This is a genomic window from Taibaiella koreensis, assembly GCF_003545715.1.
Classification (GTDB): Bacteria; Bacteroidota; Bacteroidia; order Chitinophagales; family Chitinophagaceae; genus Taibaiella; species Taibaiella koreensis.
In genome coordinates, this window is sequence record NZ_QVNU01000003.1 from 794602 (window position 1) to 819044 (window position 24443).

The following is a 24443-nucleotide window of genomic DNA, read 5'->3' on the forward strand; positions in this document are numbered from 1 at the left end:
AATTGCCCCGGATTCCTAAGCGGCTGGTAATAAAGCTATTTTAACACTTTTCCTTTATTGCCTTGTACCTCGCTGTAAATGGATGTAAGCGAAGCCGGCAACCGGTCTTTTAAGGTGAGTGCCGACACACCCTAAAGTGTTAATTCTTTACGGCGTATGTTATTTTGTATTAATTTTGCAGCCAGTTTTCAAAATAAAATAAACATGCAAGAATACGGCCTCAAAAATGCCTCGGCAAACCTCACTGCCGCAGGTTTAGATGTTGCAACCGCGCACTGGAACCTATCTCCGGAGGCGCTCACCCAAAAAACGATTGAACTGGGTCAGGGTGTATTGAACGATACCGGCGCATTGTGCGTCAGCACCGGAAAATTCACGGGCCGTTCCCCCAAAGACAAATTTACTGTGAAGGATGCCATCACTGAACATTCAGTAGATTGGGGTGATGTCAATATTCCGATTGCTCCTGAGACCTTTGATAAGCTGTACGATAAAGTGTGCGCTTACTTATCCGGAAAAGAAGTATGGGTGCGCGACGCTTATGCCTGCGCCGATCCCAAATACCGGCTGAATATTCGTGTGGTAAATGAAACGCCCTGGGCCAACCTGTTCTGCAACGACCTGTTCCTGCGTCCTACCGAAGAGGAGATCAAATCACAGAATCCTGACTGGCTCATTCTTCAGGCGCCCGGCTTCCACGCCGACCCTGCTATTGATGGCACCCGTCAGGGTAATTTCACTATCGTGAACTTCACCCGTAAAGTGATCCTGATCGGCGGCAGCGCCTATACCGGCGAAATGAAAAAAGGCATCTTCGGCGTGCTGAACTTCGTACTGCCCCACGATCATAAAGTGCTGTCCATGCACTGCTCTGCCAACGAAGGTAAAGATGGCGATGTAGCACTGTTCTTCGGTCTCAGCGGTACCGGTAAAACAACCCTGAGCGCCGATCCCAACCGCGCCCTCATCGGTGACGACGAGCATGGCTGGGCCGATGGTTCCGTATTTAACTTTGAAGGCGGCTGCTACGCCAAATGTATCGATCTGAGCGCCGAGAAAGAGCCCCAGATCTACAACGCGATCAAACCCGGCGCCCTGCTGGAAAATATCAAGTTCAAAGAAGGCACCAATGCGGTCGATTATCAGGATGGCAGCATCACGGAAAATACCCGTGCCGCTTATCCGATCGATCATATAGCCAATGCCAAAGAACCTTCTTTCGGCGGCGATCCCAAAAATATTTTCTTCCTTACCTGCGATGCCTTCGGTATCCTGCCGCCTATTTCAAAGCTCACAAAAGGTCAGGCAATGTACCACTTCATCAGCGGCTATACAGCAAAAGTAGCCGGTACTGAAGTAGGTGTAACCGAGCCGCAGACCACTTTCTCTGCCTGTTTCGGCCGCGTATTCCTGCCCCTGCATCCGACCAAATATGCCGAGCTGCTGGGTAAGAAGCTGGAAGAGCATCCCGATGCGAACGTATGGCTGGTGAATACCGGCTGGAGCGGTGGCGCTTATGGCACTGGTAGCCGTATGAGCCTGAAATATACCCGCGCAATCATTACGGCTGCTATGAACGGTGGGCTGGACAATGTGGAATATACACCGCACAATGTATTTGGCGTGCTGGTGCCCCAGGCAGTTAATGGCGTACCTTCCGAGATATTGAATCCCCGCGATACCTGGAGCGACAAAGAAGCTTATGATAAAAAGGCAAGCGAACTGGCTGGCCTGTTCATAAAGAACTTTGAGAAATATGCCGACCAGGCCAACGAAGAGATCCTGGCTGCTGCCCCCAAAGTAAATGCAGAAGTAACAAACTAAGTGATCACAATAAAAAAAGCGCAGGGGCCGGTGAATTCCGGCCCCTGTCGCTTTATAGAGACGCCCGGTCTCACATCTCTGTATTGCGTTAAAAGGAAATGATGGGCCTATTCCGTTTCCTTATGCCGTTCGGGCCTTGTGTCCGGCTCATTCAGCTTGTGTTCCAGCTTTTTTCGCTCCTTTTTGTTCCTGATCACGACAAAGAGTACAAGGCATAAGACAAGCACGACAACAATGCCGATCACCATTTTATCGATACCCATAAGATAGATTTTGTGCCGGCCATTGGGAACTTTTTGCTATTATAACAATACAGGACAACAGGAGTTGCGGAAGCACATAAAGATAACATAGCACCGCATGTACCCTTGCGATACCTGGCTTTCTGGAAAATATTCCGTTCCTTGTAACATTTCTGCTGTGCCGCCGATCCATATACAAAATGACAACCTCCGAATACAATCAATGCGTACGCGAGCTGGCAGACGGCCTGTATCGTTTTGCATGGAAAAGTATTGGAGAAGCCGAAGAGGCTAAGGACATGGTACAGCAGGCATTTACCGTGCTTTGGGAAAAAAGGGAGGAAGTGCCGCCGGACAAGGGAAAAAGCTTCTTGTTCACAGTAACCTACCGGAAATGTATGGATGTGCACCGGGCCAGGGGACGAACGACCGCTACGGGGCAGCTGCACGAAAATGCACTGACGGAAATGCCCCGGACAAATGAACTCAAAAAAATATTGCAGCAAGCCCTGGCCACGCTGGACCAGCAATCCCGGAACCTTGTTTTATTAAAAGACTATGAAGGATACAGTTACGAAGAAATAGCGAAGATCACAACGCTCAATACCACCCAGGTCAAGGTTTACCTGCACCGGGCGAGAAAATCGCTGAAAAATTATCTTGTGAGTAAGGAACATGTAATCTGATACCTGATGAAGCTGACTAAAGACAATATTGAAGAGTACCTGCTGCTGCTGGTAGATGAGGAGCTGGATCCTGCTGCTATGGCAGAAGTTGAGCGCTTCCTTTCACAGCACGGGGAGTACCGTCCGGTGCTGGAAGCGTACCGGGCTACAAAGCTGGATAGTGAAGAAATGTGCTTTTTCCCTGGTAAGGAAAGCCTGTTGCGCCCTGAACCCGCGGCGGTACCCTTAAAGGCTGGTAAGTCCTTCCGTTTGTGGCGGCAGGCAGCCGCCCTGGCATTGCTACTGGGGTTGGGACTGGCATTCGCCTTGCTTGTGCGGCGCAGCGGTGATACCGGGCTGCCCTCTCCGGTACAAAAAGTTGCTGTTGCTGATCCCGATAAAGATCCCGGCTTACCAAAGGACACAACGGAGCGGAAGATAGCCCCACAGCCATCCCAGGCCATCGCGCAGCAACCTTCTGTAACACGGCAGCCCGCCGTCAGGGTCATACCGCAGCGGCATAGCTACCAGATCCCGGATCGGGCACAAAGCAGGAAACAGGAAGCTATTGCATCGCTTGCTACCGCAACCTCGCCGGCTATGCTCCCGGAAGCGCCACTACAGGTAGGACAGGCCATAAACCGGGAATGGGCTTCAACCCCACTTGAGGAAAAGAAGGCATTACCCGGTTGGCTACCGGTAAAGGAAGAGAGTGTGGAGGGTGTGGGTGAACTAGTAGCCCAGGCGCAGGAGCTGCGCGACAACATTGCTGAAAAAGCAAAAATGTTGAAGAAGGCCAGCTTTGTGATCCGTATCGGCGACAAGGATGTGATCGCGCTGGGACGCTGATCCGGGGAAGCCCGCTTTTATAAAAAAAACATGAATTGCGATATATGAAACGTTTTACGATCATCAGCACTGTTTTGTGCTGCATGGGCCTGAGTGCTGCGGCACAGGAAAAAAAAGACATTCCTGAACAGAATGTTGACAGGATGCTTCACTTGGGAAAAGAAGATTCAGCGAAAGATAAAACCTATATTTCGCTGGGTACCGAAGGCATCAGGGTAAGCTCCAAAAAGCTGGATAGTCTTAACCGCGGCCGTAAGGTAAAGCTACATTTCCTGATGCTTGACCTGGGCATCAATGCCCTCAACGACCGTACCGACTATGGCTCACCTGCGGCGCAACAATACTTGCAGGTGCCCGGCGATAAGAAGAACAGCAGCCTTTTTTCGCTGCGTCAGGGTAAGTCGATCAATGTGAATATCTGGCCGGTATTAATGGATATACGCCTGTTGAAGACCCGTAACCAGAAAATATCGTTGTATACCGGCGCCGGATTGCAGCTGTACAATTTCAAGTTCAATAAGGATATATCGTACCTCAACAATACCTCACCCATGCTGATCGAAGATAGTATACAGTTCAGCAAGAACAAGCTGGCCTTCGCCTACGTCAGCATACCGTTGATGGTCAATTTCAAGACCCGTATGGGCGGCAATTTCTGGGTCACTTATGGTCTGGGCGTTATTGGTGGCTATTGCTTTGATTCCTGGACCAAGCAGATCTCCGACGAAAGGGGCAAGCAAAAGAACCATGACCAGTTCAATTTTCAGAAATTCAATCTTAACCTCAGCGGCGAGATCGGCATCAATGGCTACATCCGCTTCTACGGAACATACCAGGTAACGAATATGTACCAGAACAGCCTGGTGCAAAATCCGTACTGCATCGGTATCCGCTTTTTCGGCATCTAACCTTTCTTCATACACACGGATATTTATCCGAAAAGGCTGTCCTGTCGAGGATGGCCTTTTTTATTGCTATCCCGTAGTGCAAGAAGCCGTGTATTTCTTTCTCAGCGGAAAGGTATTTTAATTGCTCGCGGCGTCGCCACGTTGGCTTGTGTGCTTCGTTCCGGAGCCGGGTTCTATTTGAGATGGCCACAGAGATGCAAAGGCACGAAGCGTATTTTAAGGTTTCTGGGGTGCTATCATAGTCGGATTATTTTCCTGCAATGGGCCGATGTGTATCTTTCCGGGAAGGGTGTTTTACTCGCTCGCAGCGCCGCCGCGCTTTTTGAATTGCGGTGAATATGTCAATGGTTTAAGAGCCAGGGCCGACACAATAAGAGTATCTCTTTTCCGGACTAAGGTGCTTTAATGACTTGCCACCCGGCCTCCGCTGTGATAGACTGCGTGATTCATTTATTTCATTAAAATGTCTGCAACACGAACAATATATTATCCCTGCTATTGCTCCGTAGGAGCAAAATGTCTGTAGGAAACAAAACCCAATTCATCTTTACCCGCTGCACATTTTTGTTTAAATTGCAGCATGCCTTCATTGACGATAAGCCTTATCCAGCGCTCGCTTCACTGGGAAGATAAGGACCGGAACCTGCAGCAATTCAGCGAAGTAATAGCGACACTGCCGCCGGCTGCCCAGGTGGCTGTACTGCCCGAAATGTTCAGCACCGGCTTTAGTATGAAACCGGAAGTACTGGCCGAGACCATGGACGGCCCCACAGTATCCTGGATGCGGGCAACCGCCAGGCAATGCCGTAAGATCCTTACCGGCAGTGTTATTATAGAAGAAGACGGCCATTACTACAACCGTTTGATCTGGATGTTGCCCAATGGCGCGCATTACCACTACGACAAACGGCATCTCTTTGGCTATGCCGGTGAAGACAAACACTACGCCGCTGGCGATAAACGGTTGATCGTGCAGGTCAATGGCTGGAAGCTCTGCCTGCAGGTATGCTACGATCTGCGTTTCCCGGTATGGGCACGGCAACAGCAAGCCACGGCGGGTATAGCAGAATATGATATCCTGGTATATGTGGCCAATTGGCCCCAACGTCGCAGTCATGCCTGGAAGACCTTATTGCAGGCCCGGGCGATAGAGAACCAATGCTATGTAATAGGCGTGAACCGTATAGGCGAAGACGGTAACGGGATCTACCACAGCGGCGACAGCATGCTGGTCGATCCGCTGGGCAATGCGCTGTGGCAGCAAGCCGATGAGCCGGCCGTGTACACACACACCTTCGAGCCTGAAGCGCTGGCCGGAGCGCGGGATCATTTCCCTTTCCTTCACGATGCCGATCCCTTTCTGATCCGGTAATAAATTTTCCCGGGGCAAACTTTGCTCCCCGGGAAAACATTTTTCATTCAGCTTAAGGACAGGTGAATATCGTCGGACATTGGATCTGTACGGTTGCGGCGCAGGACATACAACCGGCGGGATTCCCGGGCGGGACCAGTTGCGTCTGTCCCACGATCGTACGCCATTCGCCGCCTACAATCCGGGAAGCTTCCTTGCCGGCCAAGGCCAGGACGATGTCTTTGCTCAGCGACAGCCTTTGCAGGCCTACTCTTGTCTTTTTCATAAAATTGATGTTTGGTGAAGCCCAAAGCTAAGCCCGCCTACTGAAAATAAATTGCAGCGGCGGCAATGCTCAGGGAAGTGGCGGATAGCTCCAGGCTCCATCTTCCTGTACCCAATGTACAGGCGCGCCTGCCGCGCTGAGCTTTGCTTTCCATTGCAAGGCCTTCCAGCGGGGCAAGCTCCCGTCGATAATGATCATGCGGGGATGAAAAGTATAATACCAGGCCTCCGGGTCAAAAGCGCAGTGTGACGATACCACGAGAAAATCGACGGGAAAACTGCTGCCTGGCACAATACCAGCGCAATGATCCAGGAACAGGATGCGTTTGCCACTGATATAACAGGTTTGCCCTTGTGTAGCTGCAACGGCCGTTGCTCTGAAGGCAAGGCGGGCAGGTAGCAGCGTGTATTGATCTGTCTTCCGGTCTGGTAAAGTATCGGGGAACACCGGCCGCACCTGTTTGCCAGTAAACACATCGGCCGCCGAGACCCGGGCTACGTTGTAGACAACCACCCGTTTTTGCTGCAGGGCTGCCTGGTCTTTGATCACAAGATCTGCTAAAAAAAGCAGGCTACCGAGACCGCTTGCGAACAGATAAAGGCTGCGTTTGTACCATAGAAAAAGAATAAATCCGGTAACGGCAAGCATCAGTAGCCAATATTCAAATACATCGATGTACAGCGCTTGCATGCGGCCAGGTGTGTGGGCAGCCAGAAAGCGGACTAGTGTATTGAAGCCGCTTGTGAGTGCGGTGAGTACGTCGCCCAGCCAGATGCAGGGCAGGCCGGCGGCATACAGCAGGAAAAGAAGAGAGGAACCATAGAGCAACAGCATGCTGTATAATGCTGCGGGTAAATTGGCGATCAGGCCCATTAAGGGAAACTGGTGAAAGTAGTAGATCACCAGCGGCGCCACAAGCACCTGGGCTGCAATACTTATCGCCACAGCATCCCAGAGCCAGGCATCGATGCGGCGCCGGGGCCTGTACCAGCGCCGCACCGGAGCATAGAACAGCAATATGGAGAGCACAGCCAGAAAGGAGAGCTGGACACCAACATCATAAAGCCAGAAAGGATTGTAGCAAAGCAGCAAAAAGCCTGTCGCAGCCCATATGTTTACCGGGGTACTGTTCCGGTGAAGCAGCAGGCCCGCCGTGCTGAGGCTGAACATGACCGCTGCGCGCACCGCGGATGGGGGAAATCCGGTAAGCGCCACATATAGCCATACGGCCAGTATGGCCAGCAGGTATTTGATGGTGTTGAGCCGGCGAAAGGGCAGGCAGCGGAACAAGAGCAGGATAAGGGCTCCGAGCAAAACAATATGCATGCCGGATATTGCAATAATATGTACGATGCCGGTTATGGAATAGGCTTGCCATAGCTGCTCGTCGAGTGCTGCCCGTTCATTGAGCACGGTGGCGGCGATGAGCGAGCGGGTAACGCTGTCTTTTACAGCCACGTCCAGGCAATGTTGCATCGCCTGGCGTAAAGAAGCGAGGGCTGTCATGTTGCCTCTGGTATCCTGCAATAAGTGCATTTGCTCCACAGATAAGAATGCCTGATGAAACAAGCCCTGACGGGCCGCGTAATGGGCGTAATCAAAAGCGTTGGGATTGCCCGAGGCCTTTATCCGGTTGAGCTTTGCCGGGATCAGCCACACTTGCCCCGGCCGGTAAAAAGGCATGCCCTCCTTCTTGTAAATATAAAGCTGCAGCTGCCCTTCGGTCGAAAGCCAACGTCCCCGCTGCCTGATGTTGCTGACCGTAACCGGAAGGAATACGCTACGGGCTTTGGGCTTAGGAAAATCGTTGATGGTTACTACAAGCGCATCGGCGTCTTTCAGATAATGACCATACCAGCATTTGCTGCTCCTGACATCCTGCAGGCTGCTCAGCGCAGCACCCAGGAATAGAAAAGCCATGGCGAGGCCGGTCAGCCGGAACAACGATGTATAGCGTTTCGTATTGTGTACAAGATGCACGGCCAGCGAAAAGCTTCCGGAGAGCAGGGATAATAATAACCATAGTGCAGAAGGGACCCGGGGAAAGCAGGACCATAGCAGAATGCCGGCACAGAGGGTGGACAGCAGCCAGAGGAAAGGATAAGCCGGCAACAGTGCGGGGCGTCTTGAAATGCGTGTCATAAAAGATAAGAAGGTGCACTTATCTCTTATAGAATGATGGTAGCAGTTTTGGTATCCTGAAGATACACATTTACCATTATTGACACACCTGTCCCGGAGGATATTTTTCGCTGCCGGGCCTATACCTTTCCGGAAGGCAGATAGGGAATATCCATGATCACCAGGATACCTTTGCCCTTCCCTTCCGTCGTTTTGTCGATAATGCGGAGATCGGCTTTTTTACCGGTATTCTTGCTAAGCAGCTCCAGTCGCTCCCTGGTAATATATGTGGAAAGAGACTGCTTGCCCGAACTGGCCGTTTTGGGTTGCATGCCGTTGCCATTGTCTTCGATGGTGCAGCGCAATGTGCCATCGATGCGATCAATGGTAACATCGATGTGCCCTTTGTCAGACAGGTTTTGAATGCCATGCTGTATCGCATTTTCCACAAAGGGCTGGATCAGCATAGGCGGGATAAGGATATCGTCCTCGTCATAGCCTTCATAAAGGCCGATGTGATAGTCGAATAGGTTTTCGAAACGCATGTATTGCAGGCTCAGGTAGTTTTTTAGGCCATCTACTTCTTTTTGCAGCGACACAAAGGATTCTCTTGAGTTTTCAAGGCTTACGCGTAGCAGACGGGCAAACTGATTGAGGTACCGGATCGACTTGTCTTTTTCATCATTGCGTATAAAGCCCTGCAGGGAAGACAGTGTATTAAAGATGAAATGCGGGTCCATCTGGCTGCGCAGCAGGCGTTGCTCCAGCTCCATGCTCTCATTGGCGGCCTGCAATTTTCGCTGCCGGATAAAGGCATAGGCAAGCAGTACAGATACGATGAGGGAAAATCCGAAAGCAAAGATCAGGATCCGTTGCTGTTTGAGAATGGTGGCCTGCGATTCATTTTTAAGTGTCAGCTCCTGTGCGCGGTGCTGTTGCTGTTTCAGGGAATAGTTGAGATCGAGCGCAGCCAGCTCTTCCCGCTTCTGCATCGCCGATAATTGTTCGCTGGAATTAAAGGTCATGATCAGGTAGGTAAAAGCCGAATCGTAGTCCTGCAGCGCACGGTGTATTTTGGCCAGCTCTTCATACGTACGGAATTTGGCTTCTTCATCGTTCTTTTGCTCTGCGATCGCCTGTGCTTCCCGGGCATATTTTAGCGCGCCGGCATAGTCCCTTTCGTCGAAGCGGGAATAGGACATGTTGAGGTATTCCTGCGGCAGGTCGGCCGTCTGGAGTTTCTTCTTCAGCTCAAAAGCCTGGTTCTGTAAGGCATATCCTTTTTCCCGGTTGCCCATGCGGATGTACAGCACGCCCTGGGCTGCTATGCTTATGGCCATCATCTGCTGGTCGCCGGCTTTTTTTGCCAGGGCATAAGCACTGTCCTCATAAAGTAAGGCTTTCCTGAAATCCTTTTGTGCGCCGGCAATGCGCGACTGTTGCGACATAAACTGCCCACGGACGCTATAGTCGCCTGTATCGGCAAAGGTCTGTTGGGAAATCTCGAGGAACTGTTCGGCCCGGTTGGGATCGTCGGCGCGGAACGATACTTCAGCAGCCAGGTTATAGGTCCACCAGCGGTAACGGGACTGATACCCCGGCCTTTCGTTAAGCTGCATAATAGGGACCAGCAAGGCAAAAGTGCCTGCACCTACGCTGCTGTCCATCTGTAGCCGTACGAGCGCCGATTGCTTCAGGGTGATCAGGTCGTAGTCCCGTGCCGTATCCACGCGGGCATAATGCAGCATGCGGTTGAACAGCTGTGCGGCGGCCGCTTTCTTCCCTTTTTTATAAGCCTTGTACCCTTGCAGGAATTGCCGGTAGCCGATGATACGGTAGTCGTCCCGGAACCGGGCGGGCATCGTGCTGTCGAGCCGGTCGAGGAAGGCAGCGCTGTTATGGGAAAGGGCCGAATCTACATAAGCACGGTACAATTGCTCTTCCTCCGACACGGAAAGATCGGGAAGCTTATGAGTATCGTCTTTTTCCCCCGTGCAGGCTGGTAACAGGAATAAGCTGAAAAGCAGTAAAATCCCGGAAGCGCAATAGGATGGGAAAGGTTTTTTCTTCATGACAGCGTAAATTTAGCTACCAGTCAGGAAAGAAATAACATGCTCTTTCTTCCGGGTGGAAACCGGTATCTCCTGGCCGCCCTTCAGGATCAGGTAGCCTTCTTTATGAAAACGGTCGATGAAGCTGACATTGACAAGGTAAGATTGATGCGGACGCAGGAACAGCTGCCGCGGCAACAGTTCGTCGTACTCCTTGATCGACTTGCTGACGACGATCTTACGTTTGTCGATCAGGTGGAAATGGGTATAGCCGCCATCATTCTGACAATAAACGATCTCATCAAAGGCGACTACCTGCAGAAAATACTGGGAACGCAAAACGATGCGGCTTCGGTTAGCCATGTTCTCGCTATTGCCCAGGTGTGCGCGCGCCACTTCGAGGCTTTCCTTTACGTCACGGGCTTCCTGCCGGCTGGCTTTCACCTTTTCCAGCGCTTCTTTAAGCTCGGGCTCATCAATTGGCTTGAGCAGGTAGTCCAGGGCGCCGTACTTGATGGCTTTGATCGCGTATTCGTTGAAGGCCGTAATGAATACCGTATGAAAGCTGATCTTTTCAAGCGACTGCAACAGGTCGAAGCCGGTGCCATCGCTCAGTTGGATATCCAGGAGCAGCAGGTCGGGCTGGGTTGCATTGATCAGTATTTTGGCCTCGACTACCGAGCCGCAGGTCCCCACCACGATGAAGTCCGTGTATGGTTTCAGCAACGATTCCAGGTCTTTCCTGATGATCGGCTCGTCGTCTACAATCAATACACGCAGCATATATTCCCTGGTTTAAAAGAACAAATATAGAAGCAAAGCCCCATGCTTTATTTCCGTTGGGAATTATTTCACTTTTTCTAAACGATTTACAAGCCTGATATACAAGCGGATTGCACTCCTTCTTTCGCGGATTTACATTTTGCACCGGCAAATTTGTATGTTGGGTAAAATATTGGTGCCGGTATCCTATTCTCCCAACCCTTTTATCTAAAAAAGTAAACATGAAAGCAACAGGTCAATATGCGCCGGTCATTTTGCTGCTCTGCCTTGGGCTGGCGCTTGGTGCGTGCCGTAGCGACAAGGGCGTCGACCTTTCCGACAAAAGGCAGCTGGCTACACTGCCGGCGAAGATCGGTAAGTACATCGGTCCTGGTATCCTGGTCGCAGATATTCAATTCCTGCCTGCTGACGCCCGGTATTATTCCAATATAGCGGGATCGGTGCAGCTTACTTATGTGGATCCGGCCAGCCCGGAACATTTTAAACGAATGAGGATCGATCTGAACAGTGGTTCTGCGTCGGAAGAAGCAGCGTCATTCCGGAATAACCTGGAGCAGCGGGCAGCACTTGAACGCGCGGCCCCGATCAGCGGTCTGGATTATAGCGTGATCGGGGCGTACTTCGCTTACGTGGCCCGGCAGGCGGCCGCATTACATAAGAGCCCTGCCGGCATGAGGAGCTATTCCATACAAATGGCCAGGGATCCCCGGCAGATCATCCATACTTTAGCCCTGATCGTAAAGTCAGGCGACCAGGCGGCAGCTTCGCCGGGAAGGGAGCGATATGGTGAATTAGTCTTTACCGGCAAGGCGGGGGATACTACGAGGGCGGTACCCGGACACTAGATCACATGGCTTCATTGTGTCGGCGGATTTTGAAAAAGGAATAGCGCTTAGGGGCCGGCGCCTTGCGGATCTGCATTTCCCTTTCGCAAAGGAACGATGCCGGCTTATGTTTGTCGTGGTTATGGACTGGTTATCCATCCCGGCCCCAGGGCCGCAGGGTGATTTTATCAGGGGTTCTGCCTCCCGCTGTTCAGCGAGGTCCTGGCGGAGCGGTTATTGTCCGTGATAGAATCATGAAAGTTGATCAACCATGCAAAACAAAAAAGAGCCAGGCTTTTCGCCTGGCTTCTTCTATCTGCTTAGTTCATTTTAAAGGGAGCGACCAGCTCAAACTCGGGGATCGCTACCGTAAAAAGCTTTTTGTTGTACAGGTTCTCCATCTGGTAGCTGCCATACATCTTGCCCATATCGCTGCGCAGGCTGGAAGCCGACACATATTGGTACGATGCTCCGGGCTCCAGAATGGGCTGCGTGCCCACCACGCCTTCTCCTTCTACCTGCCTGTGATTGCCGTTGGAATCCAGTATATGCCAGTGACGTCGCAACAGCTTTACCGGAACGGACGAGAAGTTCTCAATGGTGATCCTGTAAGCAAACAGGTAATCGGAATTGAAAGGGTTGCTTTGCTCCGGCTGATAAAACGTCTCTACTGTTATACTCACCCCTTCTGTTACTTGCTGTATCATATCTATAAACCTTTGCGGGCTTCATTTTGTATACGCTATGTAAAAGTATCGAATTTCCGGTATCAGCGCTGCGCTATTTATGCACTTTTTGTGTGTCAGCGCTCCTGCAATACCCCTGAGACCAGATCCGCCTCATAGCCCTTTTGTAATAAATAACGAAGTACTTTCTGTTTTCGTATCCAGGGCATTTTTTCGCTTTTCAGCTCCTGCCACTTCTTATCGGCCAACTGCTGCAGGGTGTGGTAGTAATCGCCGGGATCAATTTCCTGCAATCCCTTCCGGATACAATACGCCGACACCTGTTTTTGTTTAAGGGCCTGTTCGATCTTACGCCGGCCCCACTGCCTTACCCTGAATTTTCCACCACTATAAGACCGTGCAAACCGTTCTTCGTTTAAAAAATCGTCGGCGATCAGCGCGGCCATGGCTTCCTCCAACGTTGCGCCGCGGAACCCCAGTTCCAGCAATTTGTGCCGTACTTCGCTGTGGCAACGTTCCTGGTAGGCGCAATAGTGGCGAATAGCGCTCAGGTCAAGGTTCATAGAAGAATAAAATGTCGTTTGGTTTAAAGATAAGATTAAAAAGGAAGAGCAGCGCCGGCGCTGCGGCCCTGCACTGCTCTATAGCTTTATTGCGATTATCAATGCCCACCGTCAGGCTTAGCGCAGGCGATCCAACGATTTGACCAGCTTTTCATCCTTCCTGATACCCGCCCTGGCCATGAACAGAAGCAGCAGGGTTACGAGGGGCAGGAAAGTGCCTACCCAGTAGTGTCCCGGCAAAGCGGCCATTTCCGGCGTGTTGCGAAAATTGTTGATGCCGATGAACAACCAGGCCTGGAGGCCCACACAGGCCAGTATATTGATCCAGGTAAGACTCAGCTGGCTCTTCCGGTTCTTGAAGCGGAAGAGGACTACCAAACTGAGTATAATGCTGAGCACCGCCAGTATGATCGCCAGCGGGTCGTTGCCTACGGTCCGGTTCTGAGCAGTGGTAGTACCGGTGATGACATAAGTGGGAAAATAGAAAATGGTGGCCATAACGATAGCTGCCAGCAACAGCCATAGCGATTGAATGCGTTGTATCATAGTGTTCGTTTAAAGTGGACAATATGCCGGGCATTATGCACAGCAGGTGTTGGATCAGCTTATCAGCGTATCGTTGAGATAAGGGCCCAGAACAGCAGGCAATTGGATTCCCTCTGTTGTCTGATTGTTCTCCAGCAGGCAGGCCATAATACGGGGCAGTGCCAATGAGCTGCCGTTGAGGGAATGCGCCTGCTGGGTCTTGCCTTGCTCGTCTTTATAACGGATTTTCATCCGGGTAGTTTGATAAGCTTCAAAATTAGATACGGAGCTTACTTCCAGCCAGCGTTGCTGGGCGGCACTGTAGACTTCAAAATCGTAGGTGATGGCAGCCGTAAAGCTCATATCACCGCCGCACAGGCGCAGAATGCGATAAGGCAGCTCAAGGTTTTGCAATAGCTGTTCTACATGCCCCACCATTTGCTCCAGGGATTCGTATGACCGCTCGGGGTGGGCGATCTGCACAATCTCAACCTTGTCAAACTGGTGCAGGCGGTTGAGGCCGCGCACATCCTTGCCGTAAGAGCCGGCTTCCCTGCGGAAACAGGGTGTATAAGCCGTCAGGCGCAACGGCAGCTGCTCTTCTCTCAGTATCTCGTCGCGGTAAATATTGGTCAACGGCACTTCGGAAGTGGGGATCAGGAAAAATTTATCTTCTGTCACATGATACATCTGCCCCTCCTTGTCCGGCAGTTGACCGGTGCCGTAAGCGCTGTCTTCGTTGACCAGGTGCGGCACCTGGTATTCGGTATAGCCTGCGGCCGTGTTATAGTCCAGGAAATACTGGATCAACGCCCGCTGTAGGCGTGCGCCTTTATTGATGTACACCGGGAAGCCGCTACCGGTAATGCGGGTGCCCAGCTCAAAATCGATCAGGTTGTATTGATGGGCCAGGTCCCAATGCGGTTTGGCTTCGGAATGGAGCACCGGCATCTGGCCTCCCTGCCGTACCACTTCGTTTTCTTCGGGCGTACGGCCTTCGGGTACGGAAGCATGGGGAAGATTGGGCAGGCTGATAAGCAGTTGATGCAGGTGGTGTTCGGCCTCCGCCAGCCGGTTGGCCAGCTCTTTGGCCTCTTCGCGATGCTGTGTCACTTCCTGCTTTTTCTGCTCAGCTTCCTCTTTCTTACCCGCGGCAATCAATTGGCCTATGCTTTTGGAAGCCGCATTGGAAGCGGCAGAGAGCGCTTCGCTTTGCTGCTGTATCTGTCTTTTTTCTTCGTCCAGGGCAATGATCTCATCGACGAGATGCACTTCTTTAAAATGTTTCTTTTTTAGTCCGGCCAGAATCAAGGCTTTGTCCTGCCGGAAGAGTTGTATGGGTAACATTAAATCAAGTTAATATAAAGGTTGATAATATACAGTTGCAAAAATAAAGGATTCGGGATTAGGGTAGGCCATAACACTAAGGAAAATGGGAGGGAATAGGCTCATCGTACATCAATGGCATCCCTGAGGCCATTGCCCAATATATTGAAAGCCAGCACCAGGGCCATGATGGCCATGCCGGGTATAAGTGCCGGCATCGGATGACCGGCGATCAGGAAATTATAATGCTCCTTGATCATGAGGCCCCAGGAAGGCGTCGGCGGCTGTACACCCACCCCCAGGAAGCTGAGCCCTGCCTCGACCAGGATCGCTGTGGCAAAATTGGCGGCAGCGACCACCATAACCGGGCCGGCGATATTGGGAAGAATATGCCGGAAGATGATACGGCTGTCCCTGAAGCCCAGCGCCTTGGCTGCTGTGATAAAATCCATTTCCTTTAGCTGCATCACCTGCCCGCGGATCAGCCTGGCTGCGCTCACCCAGGAGGTGAGGCCTATCGCAATGAAAATCTCCCAGAAACCTTTACCGATCGTGAGCGTGATAGCGAAAACCAAAAGCAGGGTGGGGATCGACCACAGGATATTGATCAGGTACATGATGGCATTGTCGATCGCACCGCCATACCAGCCGGCCAGGGAGCCCAGCAGGAGACCGATACTGAGCGACAGCAGCACCGATACAATACCCACGGTAATGCTGACCCTTGCGCCGATAAGCAGGCGGGAGAGGATATCCCTGCCATAACGGTCTGTACCCAGCAGAAACCGCTGCTCCCTTATCCGGTGCTTGTCGATCCAGTGTTCCGGCGCCTGGCCGGCCGGCAGGCCCAGGCGACTGAGCGGGTAGCTCAGCGTGTCTTCCAGCGCCATATCTACACGATGCCTGACTTTTAAGGTGTCGCCGGAAATAAAATAACCATTGACCGGGACATAGGCATAGGCCGATGGCCGGCCATTAAGCAGCCCATCAAACCAACCAGGTTGTTGCGGGACCCGTTGCTTGGGTACCAGCAGAAACTGTTGCCGGTAGCCTGAGGGTCTGGCGCTGATCTCCACCACCATGTTATTGGCCAGGGGCGTGCTGTCGGGCGACAAGGGATATGCAAATAAGGCCAGCAGCACAGTTAGCAGGATAAAGCACAGCGCTACGAGGGCCGGCTTGTTGCGGCGTAGCTTCCGGTATATCGAAGGGTTGTCTTCCAAAGGGCTTCTGCTTGTGAAGTCTGCAAGATAAGTATCTTCCTTTGTTCGGGGAAGACCCTTATCTGTCGTGGACGGGAAAAAGATAAAAGCCGCCCGGAAAACTCCGGACGGCTTTGTTCATTGAATTCGCTTATAATGCGGCTGGTATTTAATAGCTGCTACTATTGTTGTCGTTCAGCCCATAGTAGTACATACCCCTTCTGCCGGGATACATGCCACCCACCTGAACGCCATCGTTGGCCTGGGATACAGCGCTCTGGAAGTCTGTAAGATTGTTGACGGCCTCGTCGTTGACGCTCATGATCACGAAACCTTTCTGGATATTGGCCCGCCTGGCAGCGCTGCCATTGGCGATATCGGTGACCATTACACCACCATCAAGGCCCATATTGCTGGCTTCCATATCAGTGAGACTACGTAAGGTAGCACCGGAATAAACCAATGTGCTGCCTTTACCTACGCTGTTGGCACCGGACATATTGCGCAGCTCTACGGAAACGCTGGCCGGGGTGCCGCTGCGCAGATAGCCTACACTGATCTTGTCGCCGGGATGGAAACGGGCTACCTGCTCGGTCAGCTGGTTGGCACTGGATACGGCCGCACCATTGATAGAGGTAATGATATCGCCGCGTTTTAAGCCGGCTGCTGCCGCGCCGCTGTTGGGCATGGTACCTTGCACCACTACGCCTTTTGCATCACGGAAAGCGCCGCTGCTAAGGCCATATTGCTCGGCCGACTTTTCGGTCATCTGATTCAGGTCCACGAGTGTAAGACCCAGGAAGCCGCGTTGTACCGAACCAAATTTGATGATATCATTCGCCACTTTTTGGGCCAGGTTCGATGGAATGGCGTAGGAATAACCGGCGTAGCTACCGGTAGGCGATGCTATCGCTGCATTGATACCGATCAGCTGACCTTGTGTATTGACCAGCGCACCACCGCTGTTACCGGGGTTTACGGCGGCGTCGGTCTGGATATACGATTCCACGGCGCTGCTCTTGGCCCGGGCGGCATTGAGGCCTATGGCGCGGCCCTTGGCGCTCACGATACCAGCAGTAACGGTGGCATCCAGGTTGAGCGGATAGCCTACTGCCAGCACCCATTGACCCAGCTTCACATTGTCTGAGTTACCCAGCTCCATGTAAGGCAGGTTGCTGCCGTCGATTTTCAACACTGCGATATCGGTACCGGGATCGGTGCCTACTACTTTGGCGATCTGTGTATTGCGATCATTGAAAGTCACCTGCACCTGGTCGGCGCCCTGCACTACGTGGTTATTGGTGATCACATAGCCGTCAGCCGAAATGATGACGCCCGAACCAGCGCCCATCTGGTCGGGCATGCGGTATTGCTGTGGTCCGTAGAATCCGAATGGATCCTGGGCCAGCACGGTTTTCCCTTGGGTCAGGGTTTTTACATGCACCACCGATTTAACCGAAGATTCTGCAGCCGGTGAAAAATCCACCGGCTGCGTTGCCGCCATGCCGGTATTGGACGCGTAATGGATAGGAATATCGTTGTTGCCGGAAAGGAAAAGTTTTTTGTCGGAAAGTTGGCTGAAACCCCACATGGTCAGCAGGGAAGTTACCGCTGCGGTAACGACTACCGGAACAATTATCTTCTTCATAGTTCTGCTCTCTTGTTTTAATAGGTAATTAGATGCTTATTTAAACGTAGAGTTTTACCATAAATTGGAATAAGAGAAATTTTAACTTTTTAGACGATATCAAAAATACATTGCTTTGAGATACAGTGTAGTTAAGGATTTGTTTTTTGTGGTTTTTTAAGAATGAAAGTTACAGGCAGCCTGTGTACCGGTAGCGCCCGTCTTCATGCCATTGTCGATACCGGCCTCTGGCCGCTCTCTTGGGATGCACAGCTAAAACGGATGATGTAGCCAAAATAGTATCCAATCAGTACAACGAAGCCAGGAACGCCATCGTATCGATACCGTCGGCATAATCGTTCAGCTGTGGCTGCTGGTTGTCGCCAAAGGCCCGGCTTTCCACCGCAGGTACGGCGAAGGCGCCGCTCTGCCGTTCCGCTGGCAGGGCTACGGCTGCTTTGAGCGTAATGCATTGCAGCCGGTCGTCGGCAGCCAATGTTGCCAGCAGGACGCTTTTATCAGTATAATATTCGTAATGGAGCACTGCAATGGGCGCAAAGGGACTATCGCCGGGTACCAGCAGCAAGCTGCCGCTGCTCATGTATTGCACCTTGTTTAGCAGGTAGATGGCCAGTTGGAAATCGTAGTTGTTCTTGTATTTATGGTGATCCTCGTGCTCTTTAAAGGCATCGAAAGCGGGGAGCAGGGTTTCAAAAGGATAACCTTCCGGTACATAGAGCTTGGTCACATTGCGGCAGCCCAGCCCGAAATAGGTACATACATCCTGTGCCAGGCTATCAAGCTGTTCCCGGGTTTCAGTGCCGTCGAGCACTGCTACCGAGGTCCGGTTCTTACGGATAATATGCGGGTATTTTTGAAAATATTGCTCAAAATAGCGGGCCGAATTGTTGCTGCCGGTAGCAATATAAGCATCGCAGCCTTTCAGCATCTCGTTGGTGTCCACCTGCTCGCCAAAGCGGGGATCCCAGTTGCCCAGCAAGCGCAGAATATGTTCCCATAGTACTGTATCCTTGGACGAAAGCTTGATTCTGAGCCTGTGACCGCTCAGGTAGACGCAAAGAAAATCGTGAAAGCCGACCAGGGGGATATTGCCCGCCATGACCAATCCCACCGTTTTGGCCGGAGCAAGAGGATGCTGCAGCACCGGGTAGCCGGCCAGCCAGGCTCTGAGCTTGTCTTCCTGCAAAAAAGCGGCTGCAATATTACCCACAGCCAGGCGGCTATATTCCGGCGTGAACCAGGCGTTCATCCGGTGGGCCTGGTCTACAACATTTTGCCAGTCTTCACTGTTATCTGCGAGATATTTTCCCAGGCGCACCATGAGGGCTATTCTTTCATCCAATAATGACATAGAAATGTAATTTTCTGACTGCGAAATTGTAGTTTTGCAGCCGGATAAACAATTTTTAATCGGCAATAGGTAACCAGGCGATCTCTATCCGGGCTGCTGCCTGGGTTACAGCAACAAATAAGCAATAAGATTATGGCTATAAAAATAACTGACGAGTGTATTAACTGCGGCGCCTGTGAGCCAGAGTGCCCCAATACGGCGATCTATGAAGGCGGTGTGGAGTGGAAGATCGCCGACGGTACAACAGTGAAAGGCGACTTTACGCTGATGGATGGCTCTGTTACCTCAGCTACAGCGCCCCACGATCCGGTGGCTGTGGACACCTATTACATCACACCCGATAAATGTACCGAATGCCAGGGCTTCCATGAAGAGCCGCAGTGCGCTGCCGTATGCCCGGTCGATTGCTGCATCCCTGATGAGATGTACCGCGAAACCGTGGACGAGCTTTTGGGTAAGCAAGGCAAGCTGCACAACAAGTAAGCGATACTACTGAATATAATAAGAGCGGCGCCGGTAATCTGGCGCCGCTCGTTTTTGTTTTTGCTTTCAGGCTCACTTATTTCTTTTGATCTTTGATCTCTTCTGCTTTTTTCTCGCCGGCTTTTTCTACAGCTTTGGCAGCGGATTTGGCAGAGTCTTCCATGGTGTTAGCTGCAGATTTGAGGGAGTCGCCGGCTGCTGCTGCGTTTTCCTTCATATCGCTGGCTGCTTGCTTAGCCTGGTTCTCAACGGAATCGGCTTTCGCATCGTTTTTGTTCTCGGCTGCATTGTTACAGGCGGTAAAACCGAGCCCGGCAACGATGGCCATCATTAACATCATTTTTTTCATTACTGTAAGTTTTAGAGGAGTTACCTGTTTATACCCCATTCATCGAAAAGGTAACCCTCTGATTCTGTAATGCTCTGTTAAACGCTTATTTTTTTCGCATTTTTACCTCGTAAAGGTCTGTACGCCTGTCCGTCATGGTGCGCACCGATCCATAGTGATGCAGCTCCTTTAGCAGATTGAGGTCCACATCGGCGATCAGCGTCATCTCGGTATTGGGGGTTGCCTCGGCTTTGATCGCATTCATAGGAAACGCAAAATCGGATGGCGTGAATACTGCCGCCTGTCCAAATTGAATATCCATATTGTTAACCCCGGGAAGGTTGCCCACGCAGCCGGCGATAGCGACAAAGCACTCATTTTCAATGGCCCGGGCCATAGCGCAGTGCCGCACCCTGATATAGGCATTCTGCGTATCGGTAAGGTAGGGGACAAAAAGGATTTTCATTCCCTGTAAAGCCAGCAGGCGGGATAATTCGGGAAATTCTACATCGTAGCAGATAAGAATGCCGATCTTACCACAATCGGTATTGATCACGCTGATCTTATCGCCGCCGGTAATGCCGTAGTACTTGGTCTCATTGGGTGTGATATGGATCTTCCGGTATTCGCTCAGTTTGCCGTTGCGGTGGCACAGGTAAGCGACATTGTACAAGTGCCCGTCTTCCACCACAGGCATGCTGCCGGCGATAATATTGACATTGTAGGCAATCGCATACTCGGCGATCTTCTTCCTTATCTCCTCCGTCTTATTGGCCAGCTCGCGCATGGCTTCATATTCGCTCAGGTGGTTGTACTCGGCCAGCAACGGAGAATTGAAGAATTCTGGAAAGACTGCAAAGTCTGACTTGTATTCGCTCAGCACATCAACGAAGAACTCGACCTGCTCAAAGAATTTATCCATATCGGCAAAAGTGCGCATTTGCCACTGCACCAGGCCTATACGGATAATGCTATCGCTAAGGGCATTTTTTTTGCGGGAATAGTAAATATTGTTCCATTCCAGCAACACAGCATATTCGCGCGACTGTTTATCGCCCGGCAGGTAATTGGTGAGCACCTTGGCAACATGGAAATCGTTGGATAGCTGAAAGCTAAGCACCGGATCGTATATCTCCTTGGCTTTTACCTTTTCGATGTATTGCTTGGGACTAAGGCTCTCGCTGTACAGGTGATAGTTGGGGATACGGCCGCCGACCATGATCTCGCGCAGGTTCAGGTTTTCGCATAGCTCCTTGCGGGCATCGTAAAGCCTGCGGGCCAGGCGTAGCTGGCGATACTCAGAATGAACGAAAACTTCGATGCCGTACAGCACATCGCCGTCGTCGAAATGGGTGTCGAAAGTATAATTGCCGGTGATCTCCTCGTAGGTATGTTCGTCGCCAAACAGCTCATATTGCACAATAATGGACAAGGCACAGGCGGCTACCTTACCATCCACTTCAACGCAAAACTGACCTTCGGGGAAAATATCCAGGAGCTTATCGATATTGGCCTCGCGCCATACGCCGCCAATACCGTCGTATGCCTCGATCATAGCGGCGCGTAGCCCGGCATAATCGTCTGACTGTAATTGTCTTACTGTTACTTCCATCTTTTTCCTGAATTTGCTTTACCAACAAACTTCGGAAATAATGGTTGCATCTGTGAATTCGGGGAAATGAAATTTTAAACCAGCCCCCGTAGAGACGTTGCATGCAACGTCTCTACGGGGGCTGGTTTATACACGGGCAGGCGCTTTGCATGCAGCGTCTCTACGGAAATAAGATTATTGGTACACCTTCACGATATCTTTGAGCTCGTTCAGCTTGAGCAGCGCCTCCACGGGGGTCAGGGTGTTGATATCCACCGTAAACAGCTGCGTCTGGATACGGCGCAGATCTTCGCCAAGACCATCGAATATATTCAGCTGAAAATTTTGTACCGGCATCTTTTTGATCTTTTCCACCGGGGCATTGTCGGCATGTTTCTCTTCCAGTACGGCTAGTATCTCGTTGGCGCGGTCGGTAAGCGAAGCGGGCATACCGGCCATGCGGGCTACCTGGATACCAAAGCTATGGCGGCTGCCGCCGGGCTCCAGCTTCCGTAGGAAGATCACTTTATTGCCTGTTTCCTTATGAGTGATGTGGTAATTCTTTACACGGGGCAGCTTGTGCTCCAGCTCGTTCAGCTCATGATAATGGGTGGCGAAAAGTGTTTTTGGCTTATGCTGATGGCCGTGGATATGCTCTACCAGCGCCCAGGCAATAGAAATACCATCGTAGGTGCTGGTGCCTCGTCCGATCTCGTCGAGCAGGATAAGGCTACGGGCGCTGAGGTTGTTGACAATGCTGGCTGTTTCATTCATCTCGACCATAAAGGTAGACTCGCCACCGCTCAGATTGTCCGAGGCGCCCACACGGGTAAATATTTTATCGGTAAGTCCTATCACCGCCGCAGTAGCCGGTACATAGCTGCCCACATGCGCCATCAGTGTAATGAGCGCAGTCTGGCGCAGCAGGGCCGACTTACCACTCATGTTGGGGCCGGTAAGGATAATGACCTGCTGCTCCTCTTTATTGAGCAGGATATCGTTGGCCACATAAGTATCGCCGGGCTGTAAGTGCTGCTCGATCACCGGGTGACGGCCCAGCATGATGTCGAGCACCTGGTCCTCGCTTATCTGGGGGCGGCAGTACTGGTATTCTTTGGCGATATGGGCAAAGGAAAGCAGGCAATCGATGCGGGCTACGGCCTGCGCATTCTGCTGCATACGACCCAGGGCGGTTTGCAGCTTATCGACAAGGCCATCGTAGATCTGCAGCTCCAGGCTGGCTATCTTTTCTTCGGCGCCGAGTATTTTCTCTTCATATTCTTTCAGCTCGGGGGTAATGTAACGCTCGGCATTGGCGAGTGTCTGCTTGCGTATCCACTCGGAGGGGACCTTGTCCTTATGGGTATTGGTGACCTCCAGGTAATAGCCAAATACATTGTTGAACGCCACCTTAAGCGATGGAATGCCGGTACGCTGGCTTTCGGCCTGCTGGATCTGCAACAGGTATTCTTTGCCGCTATAAGCGATCTTCCGCAACTGATCCAGCTCTTCATGCACGCCTTCTTTAATGGCGCCGCCTTTATTGATCGCTACCGGGGCCTCTTCGTTCAGCTGGCTGGTAATGGTATCCTGTATATCGGTACAGAGATCGATACCTGCCGTAAGCGGCGCAATGGCCTTGTCCATGGTCGCTGCCAACTCCTTGATTGCTGCGCAATGCCTGAGGCTGCGACCCAACTGGATCACCTCGCGCGGACTGATCTTCTTCAAGGGCACTTTTGCCGCAAGGCGTTCGATATCGCCGATCTGCCTCAGGTGCTTGCGGCATTCATCAGCGGCATCCTGTTCGCGGATGAATACGGTAACCCATTCCAGTCTTTGCTCGATCTGGGTCTTGTCGCTCAGCGGGAAAATGATCCAGCGTTTGAGCAGGCGGGAGCCCATAGGTGTAATGGTATGGTCCATGGCCTGCAGCAGGGTATAGCCGTTCTCGACCGGGCTCTGCATCAGCTCCAGGTTGCGTATGGTAAAGCGGTCCATCCACAGGAACTCTGTAGCTGTAATACGCTGTATCGAGTTGATGTGCTGGATATGCGGGTGCTCGGTGTCTTTGAGATAATGTAAGGCTGCCCCGGCGGCAATGGTTGCGGCGGGCCATTCTTCGATCCCGTAGCCCTTCAGCGACTGCGTATCGAAGTGGCGCATGAGTGTCTCGTAACCATAGTGATGTTGGAATATCCAGTCTTCCAGCGGGAAAGTATAGTATTTCTGATCGAGAGCTTCTCTGAAAAGGCGCTGCTTGCCTTTGCCGACGAGCACTTCGGAGGGCTGGAAGCTTTGGAGCAGTTTGTCCATGTATTCCATATTTCCCTGGGCCACGAAAAATTCACCGGTGGAAATATCGAGAAAAGCAATGCCGTTCTCTTTTTCGTCGAGGTATACGGCTGCCAGGAAATTATTGCTCTTGTTCTCGAGCAGTTTGTCGTTTACGGCGACGCCAGGCGTCACGATCTCTGTCACGCCGCGCTTCACAATACCTTTTACCGCTTTGGGGTCTTCCAGCTGATCGCATATGGCCACGCGATGCCCGGCCTTGACCAGCTTGTGCAGGTAGGTATCGAGCGAATGGTGCGGAAAGCCCGCCAGCTCTATATGCGAGGCTGCGCCATTGGCCCTTTTGGTAAGGGTAATGCCCAGCACTTTAGACGCGATAAGCGCGTCTTCCTTGAACGTTTCGTAAAAATCACCCACACGAAACAGCAATACCGCATCGGGGTACCGGCTTTTGATCGCCTGGTGCTGTTTCATCAACGGAGTTTCTTCTGCAGTTTTCTTTGCCATGATCCGGGCAAAAATAACCTTGATTTCAGAATGT

Annotated in this window: 22 protein-coding genes; 7 read left to right on the forward strand and 15 right to left on the reverse strand. The window is 51.7% G+C overall.

Features of this window, described 5'->3' with window-relative positions:
* The first annotated feature begins 204 nt into the window (after positions 1-204).
* Entirely contained in the window at positions 205-1824 is a 1620-nt protein-coding gene (gene pckA / locus DZK30_RS13415; RefSeq protein WP_118974622.1) for a phosphoenolpyruvate carboxykinase (ATP), read from the forward strand.
* Positions 1825-1931: 107 nt separating this feature from the next.
* On the opposite strand, the gene DZK30_RS25855 is transcribed toward pckA, so the two are convergent.
* Complete coding sequence (locus tag DZK30_RS25855) at positions 1932-2087, reverse strand: hypothetical protein (protein ID WP_162903074.1); 156 nt, start codon at positions 2085-2087, stop codon at positions 1932-1934.
* Positions 2088-2266: 179 nt separating this feature from the next.
* Between DZK30_RS25855 and DZK30_RS13420 the strand changes: the two genes are divergently transcribed.
* The 4 genes from DZK30_RS13420 (at position 2267) to DZK30_RS13435 (ending at position 5860) form a co-directional block, all read left to right on the forward strand.
* Entirely contained in the window at positions 2267-2752 is a 486-nt protein-coding gene (locus DZK30_RS13420; RefSeq protein WP_118974623.1) for an RNA polymerase sigma factor, read from the forward strand.
* A 6-nt stretch (positions 2753-2758) separates the two neighbouring features.
* Complete coding sequence (locus DZK30_RS13425) at positions 2759-3580, forward strand: hypothetical protein (RefSeq protein ID WP_118974624.1); 822 nt, start codon at positions 2759-2761, stop codon at positions 3578-3580.
* Positions 3581-3624: 44 nt separating this feature from the next.
* Positions 3625-4488, forward strand: a complete 864-nt coding sequence (locus tag DZK30_RS13430) for a hypothetical protein (RefSeq protein ID WP_162903075.1) — start codon at positions 3625-3627, stop codon at positions 4486-4488.
* Positions 4489-5068: 580 nt separating this feature from the next.
* Positions 5069-5860 carry an amidohydrolase gene (locus tag DZK30_RS13435; protein WP_118974626.1) on the forward strand — a complete coding sequence of 264 codons (792 nt, stop codon included), beginning with the start codon at positions 5069-5071 and terminating at the stop codon, positions 5858-5860.
* A 52-nt stretch (positions 5861-5912) separates the two neighbouring features.
* Here the strand turns inward: DZK30_RS13435 and DZK30_RS13440 are convergent, their stop codons facing one another.
* The 4 genes from DZK30_RS13440 to DZK30_RS13455 form a co-directional block, all read right to left on the reverse strand.
* Entirely contained in the window at positions 5913-6125 is a 213-nt protein-coding gene (locus DZK30_RS13440; RefSeq protein WP_118974627.1) for a hypothetical protein, read from the reverse strand.
* A gap of 69 nt (positions 6126-6194) precedes the next feature.
* Entirely contained in the window at positions 6195-8267 is a 2073-nt protein-coding gene (locus tag DZK30_RS13445) for a ComEC/Rec2 family competence protein (RefSeq protein ID WP_118974628.1), read from the reverse strand.
* 119 nt (positions 8268-8386) lie between these two features.
* Entirely contained in the window at positions 8387-10318 is a 1932-nt protein-coding gene (locus DZK30_RS13450) for a histidine kinase (protein ID WP_118974629.1), read from the reverse strand.
* 12 nt (positions 10319-10330) lie between these two features.
* Positions 10331-11080, reverse strand: coding sequence for a LytR/AlgR family response regulator transcription factor (locus DZK30_RS13455; protein WP_118974630.1), 750 nt, complete (start codon positions 11078-11080; stop codon positions 10331-10333).
* 221 nt (positions 11081-11301) lie between these two features.
* On the opposite strand from DZK30_RS13455, the gene DZK30_RS13460 reads away from it, so the two are divergent.
* Positions 11302-11925 carry a hypothetical protein gene (locus DZK30_RS13460; RefSeq protein ID WP_118974631.1) on the forward strand — a complete coding sequence of 208 codons (624 nt, stop codon included), beginning with the start codon at positions 11302-11304 and terminating at the stop codon, positions 11923-11925.
* 299 nt (positions 11926-12224) lie between these two features.
* Here DZK30_RS13460 and apaG read toward each other — a convergent pair whose 3' ends face one another.
* The 7 genes from apaG to DZK30_RS13495 form a co-directional block, all read right to left on the reverse strand.
* Entirely contained in the window at positions 12225-12611 is a 387-nt protein-coding gene (apaG, locus tag DZK30_RS13465) for a Co2+/Mg2+ efflux protein ApaG (RefSeq protein ID WP_118974632.1), read from the reverse strand.
* Between the two features lie 95 nt (positions 12612-12706).
* A complete protein-coding gene (locus DZK30_RS13470) occupies positions 12707-13153 on the reverse strand; it encodes a regulatory protein RecX (protein ID WP_118974633.1) in 447 nt (148 codons plus the stop codon).
* Between the two features lie 117 nt (positions 13154-13270).
* Positions 13271-13699 (reverse strand): DUF4293 domain-containing protein, encoded by a 429-nt coding sequence (locus tag DZK30_RS13475; RefSeq protein WP_118974634.1) that lies wholly within the window; start codon positions 13697-13699, stop codon positions 13271-13273.
* Positions 13700-13753: 54 nt separating this feature from the next.
* Positions 13754-15025 carry a serine--tRNA ligase gene (gene serS / locus DZK30_RS13480; RefSeq protein ID WP_118974635.1) on the reverse strand — a complete coding sequence of 424 codons (1272 nt, stop codon included), beginning with the start codon at positions 15023-15025 and terminating at the stop codon, positions 13754-13756.
* Between the two features lie 101 nt (positions 15026-15126).
* Positions 15127-16227 carry an ABC transporter permease gene (locus DZK30_RS13485; RefSeq protein ID WP_118974636.1) on the reverse strand — a complete coding sequence of 367 codons (1101 nt, stop codon included), beginning with the start codon at positions 16225-16227 and terminating at the stop codon, positions 15127-15129.
* Between the two features lie 148 nt (positions 16228-16375).
* Positions 16376-17854: a trypsin-like peptidase domain-containing protein gene (locus DZK30_RS13490; RefSeq protein WP_118974637.1), complete on the reverse strand. Its 1479-nt coding sequence runs from the start codon at positions 17852-17854 to the stop codon at positions 16376-16378.
* Between the two features lie 286 nt (positions 17855-18140).
* On the reverse strand, positions 18141-19205 hold the full coding sequence (locus DZK30_RS13495) for an acyl-CoA reductase (RefSeq protein WP_118974638.1): 1065 nt from the start codon (positions 19203-19205) through the stop codon (positions 18141-18143).
* 132 nt (positions 19206-19337) lie between these two features.
* Here DZK30_RS13495 and DZK30_RS13500 point away from each other — a divergent pair, with 132 nt between their 5' ends.
* Positions 19338-19688: a 4Fe-4S dicluster domain-containing protein gene (locus DZK30_RS13500; protein WP_118974639.1), complete on the forward strand. Its 351-nt coding sequence runs from the start codon at positions 19338-19340 to the stop codon at positions 19686-19688.
* A gap of 76 nt (positions 19689-19764) precedes the next feature.
* On the opposite strand, the gene DZK30_RS13505 is transcribed toward DZK30_RS13500, so the two are convergent.
* From DZK30_RS13505 to mutS, 3 genes are all read right to left on the reverse strand, one after another.
* Positions 19765-20076 (reverse strand): Tar ligand binding domain-containing protein, encoded by a 312-nt coding sequence (locus tag DZK30_RS13505; RefSeq protein WP_118974640.1) that lies wholly within the window; start codon positions 20074-20076, stop codon positions 19765-19767.
* A gap of 46 nt (positions 20077-20122) precedes the next feature.
* A complete protein-coding gene (locus tag DZK30_RS13510; protein WP_118974641.1) occupies positions 20123-21628 on the reverse strand; it encodes a carbon-nitrogen hydrolase family protein in 1506 nt (501 codons plus the stop codon).
* A 174-nt stretch (positions 21629-21802) separates the two neighbouring features.
* Positions 21803-24409, reverse strand: a complete 2607-nt coding sequence (mutS, locus tag DZK30_RS13515) for a DNA mismatch repair protein MutS (protein WP_118974642.1) — start codon at positions 24407-24409, stop codon at positions 21803-21805.
* Positions 24410-24443: the final 34 nt, after the last annotated feature.

Excerpts from the sequence above, each read along its gene's own strand:
- DZK30_RS13500 (WP_118974639.1), top strand. The coding sequence starts at position 19,338 with ATGGCTATAAAAATAACTGACGAGTGTATTAACTGCGGCGCCTGTGAG.
- DZK30_RS25855 (WP_162903074.1), bottom strand. The coding sequence starts at position 2,087 with ATGGGTATCGATAAAATGGTGATCGGCATTGTTGTCGTGCTTGTCTTA.
- mutS (WP_118974642.1), bottom strand. The coding sequence starts at position 24,409 with ATGGCAAAGAAAACTGCAGAAGAAACTCCGTTGATGAAACAGCACCAG.
- apaG (WP_118974632.1), bottom strand. The coding sequence starts at position 12,611 with ATGATACAGCAAGTAACAGAAGGGGTGAGTATAACAGTAGAGACGTTT.
- DZK30_RS13425 (WP_118974624.1), top strand. The coding sequence starts at position 2,759 with ATGAAGCTGACTAAAGACAATATTGAAGAGTACCTGCTGCTGCTGGTA.
- pckA (WP_118974622.1), top strand. The coding sequence starts at position 205 with ATGCAAGAATACGGCCTCAAAAATGCCTCGGCAAACCTCACTGCCGCA.
- DZK30_RS13440 (WP_118974627.1), bottom strand. The coding sequence starts at position 6,125 with ATGAAAAAGACAAGAGTAGGCCTGCAAAGGCTGTCGCTGAGCAAAGAC.
- DZK30_RS13450 (WP_118974629.1), bottom strand. The coding sequence starts at position 10,318 with ATGAAGAAAAAACCTTTCCCATCCTATTGCGCTTCCGGGATTTTACTG.
- DZK30_RS13435 (WP_118974626.1), top strand. The coding sequence starts at position 5,069 with ATGCCTTCATTGACGATAAGCCTTATCCAGCGCTCGCTTCACTGGGAA.
- DZK30_RS13490 (WP_118974637.1), bottom strand. The coding sequence starts at position 17,854 with ATGAAGAAGATAATTGTTCCGGTAGTCGTTACCGCAGCGGTAACTTCC.
- DZK30_RS13495 (WP_118974638.1), bottom strand. The coding sequence starts at position 19,205 with ATGTCATTATTGGATGAAAGAATAGCCCTCATGGTGCGCCTGGGAAAA.
- DZK30_RS13505 (WP_118974640.1), bottom strand. The coding sequence starts at position 20,076 with ATGGGGTATAAACAGGTAACTCCTCTAAAACTTACAGTAATGAAAAAA.
- DZK30_RS13470 (WP_118974633.1), bottom strand. The coding sequence starts at position 13,153 with ATGAACCTTGACCTGAGCGCTATTCGCCACTATTGCGCCTACCAGGAA.
- DZK30_RS13420 (WP_118974623.1), top strand. The coding sequence starts at position 2,267 with ATGACAACCTCCGAATACAATCAATGCGTACGCGAGCTGGCAGACGGC.
- DZK30_RS13460 (WP_118974631.1), top strand. The coding sequence starts at position 11,302 with ATGAAAGCAACAGGTCAATATGCGCCGGTCATTTTGCTGCTCTGCCTT.
- DZK30_RS13510 (WP_118974641.1), bottom strand. The coding sequence starts at position 21,628 with ATGGAAGTAACAGTAAGACAATTACAGTCAGACGATTATGCCGGGCTA.
- DZK30_RS13455 (WP_118974630.1), bottom strand. The coding sequence starts at position 11,080 with ATGCTGCGTGTATTGATTGTAGACGACGAGCCGATCATCAGGAAAGAC.
- DZK30_RS13445 (WP_118974628.1), bottom strand. The coding sequence starts at position 8,267 with ATGACACGCATTTCAAGACGCCCCGCACTGTTGCCGGCTTATCCTTTC.
- serS (WP_118974635.1), bottom strand. The coding sequence starts at position 15,025 with ATGTTACCCATACAACTCTTCCGGCAGGACAAAGCCTTGATTCTGGCC.
- DZK30_RS13430 (WP_162903075.1), top strand. The coding sequence starts at position 3,625 with ATGAAACGTTTTACGATCATCAGCACTGTTTTGTGCTGCATGGGCCTG.
- DZK30_RS13475 (WP_118974634.1), bottom strand. The coding sequence starts at position 13,699 with ATGATACAACGCATTCAATCGCTATGGCTGTTGCTGGCAGCTATCGTT.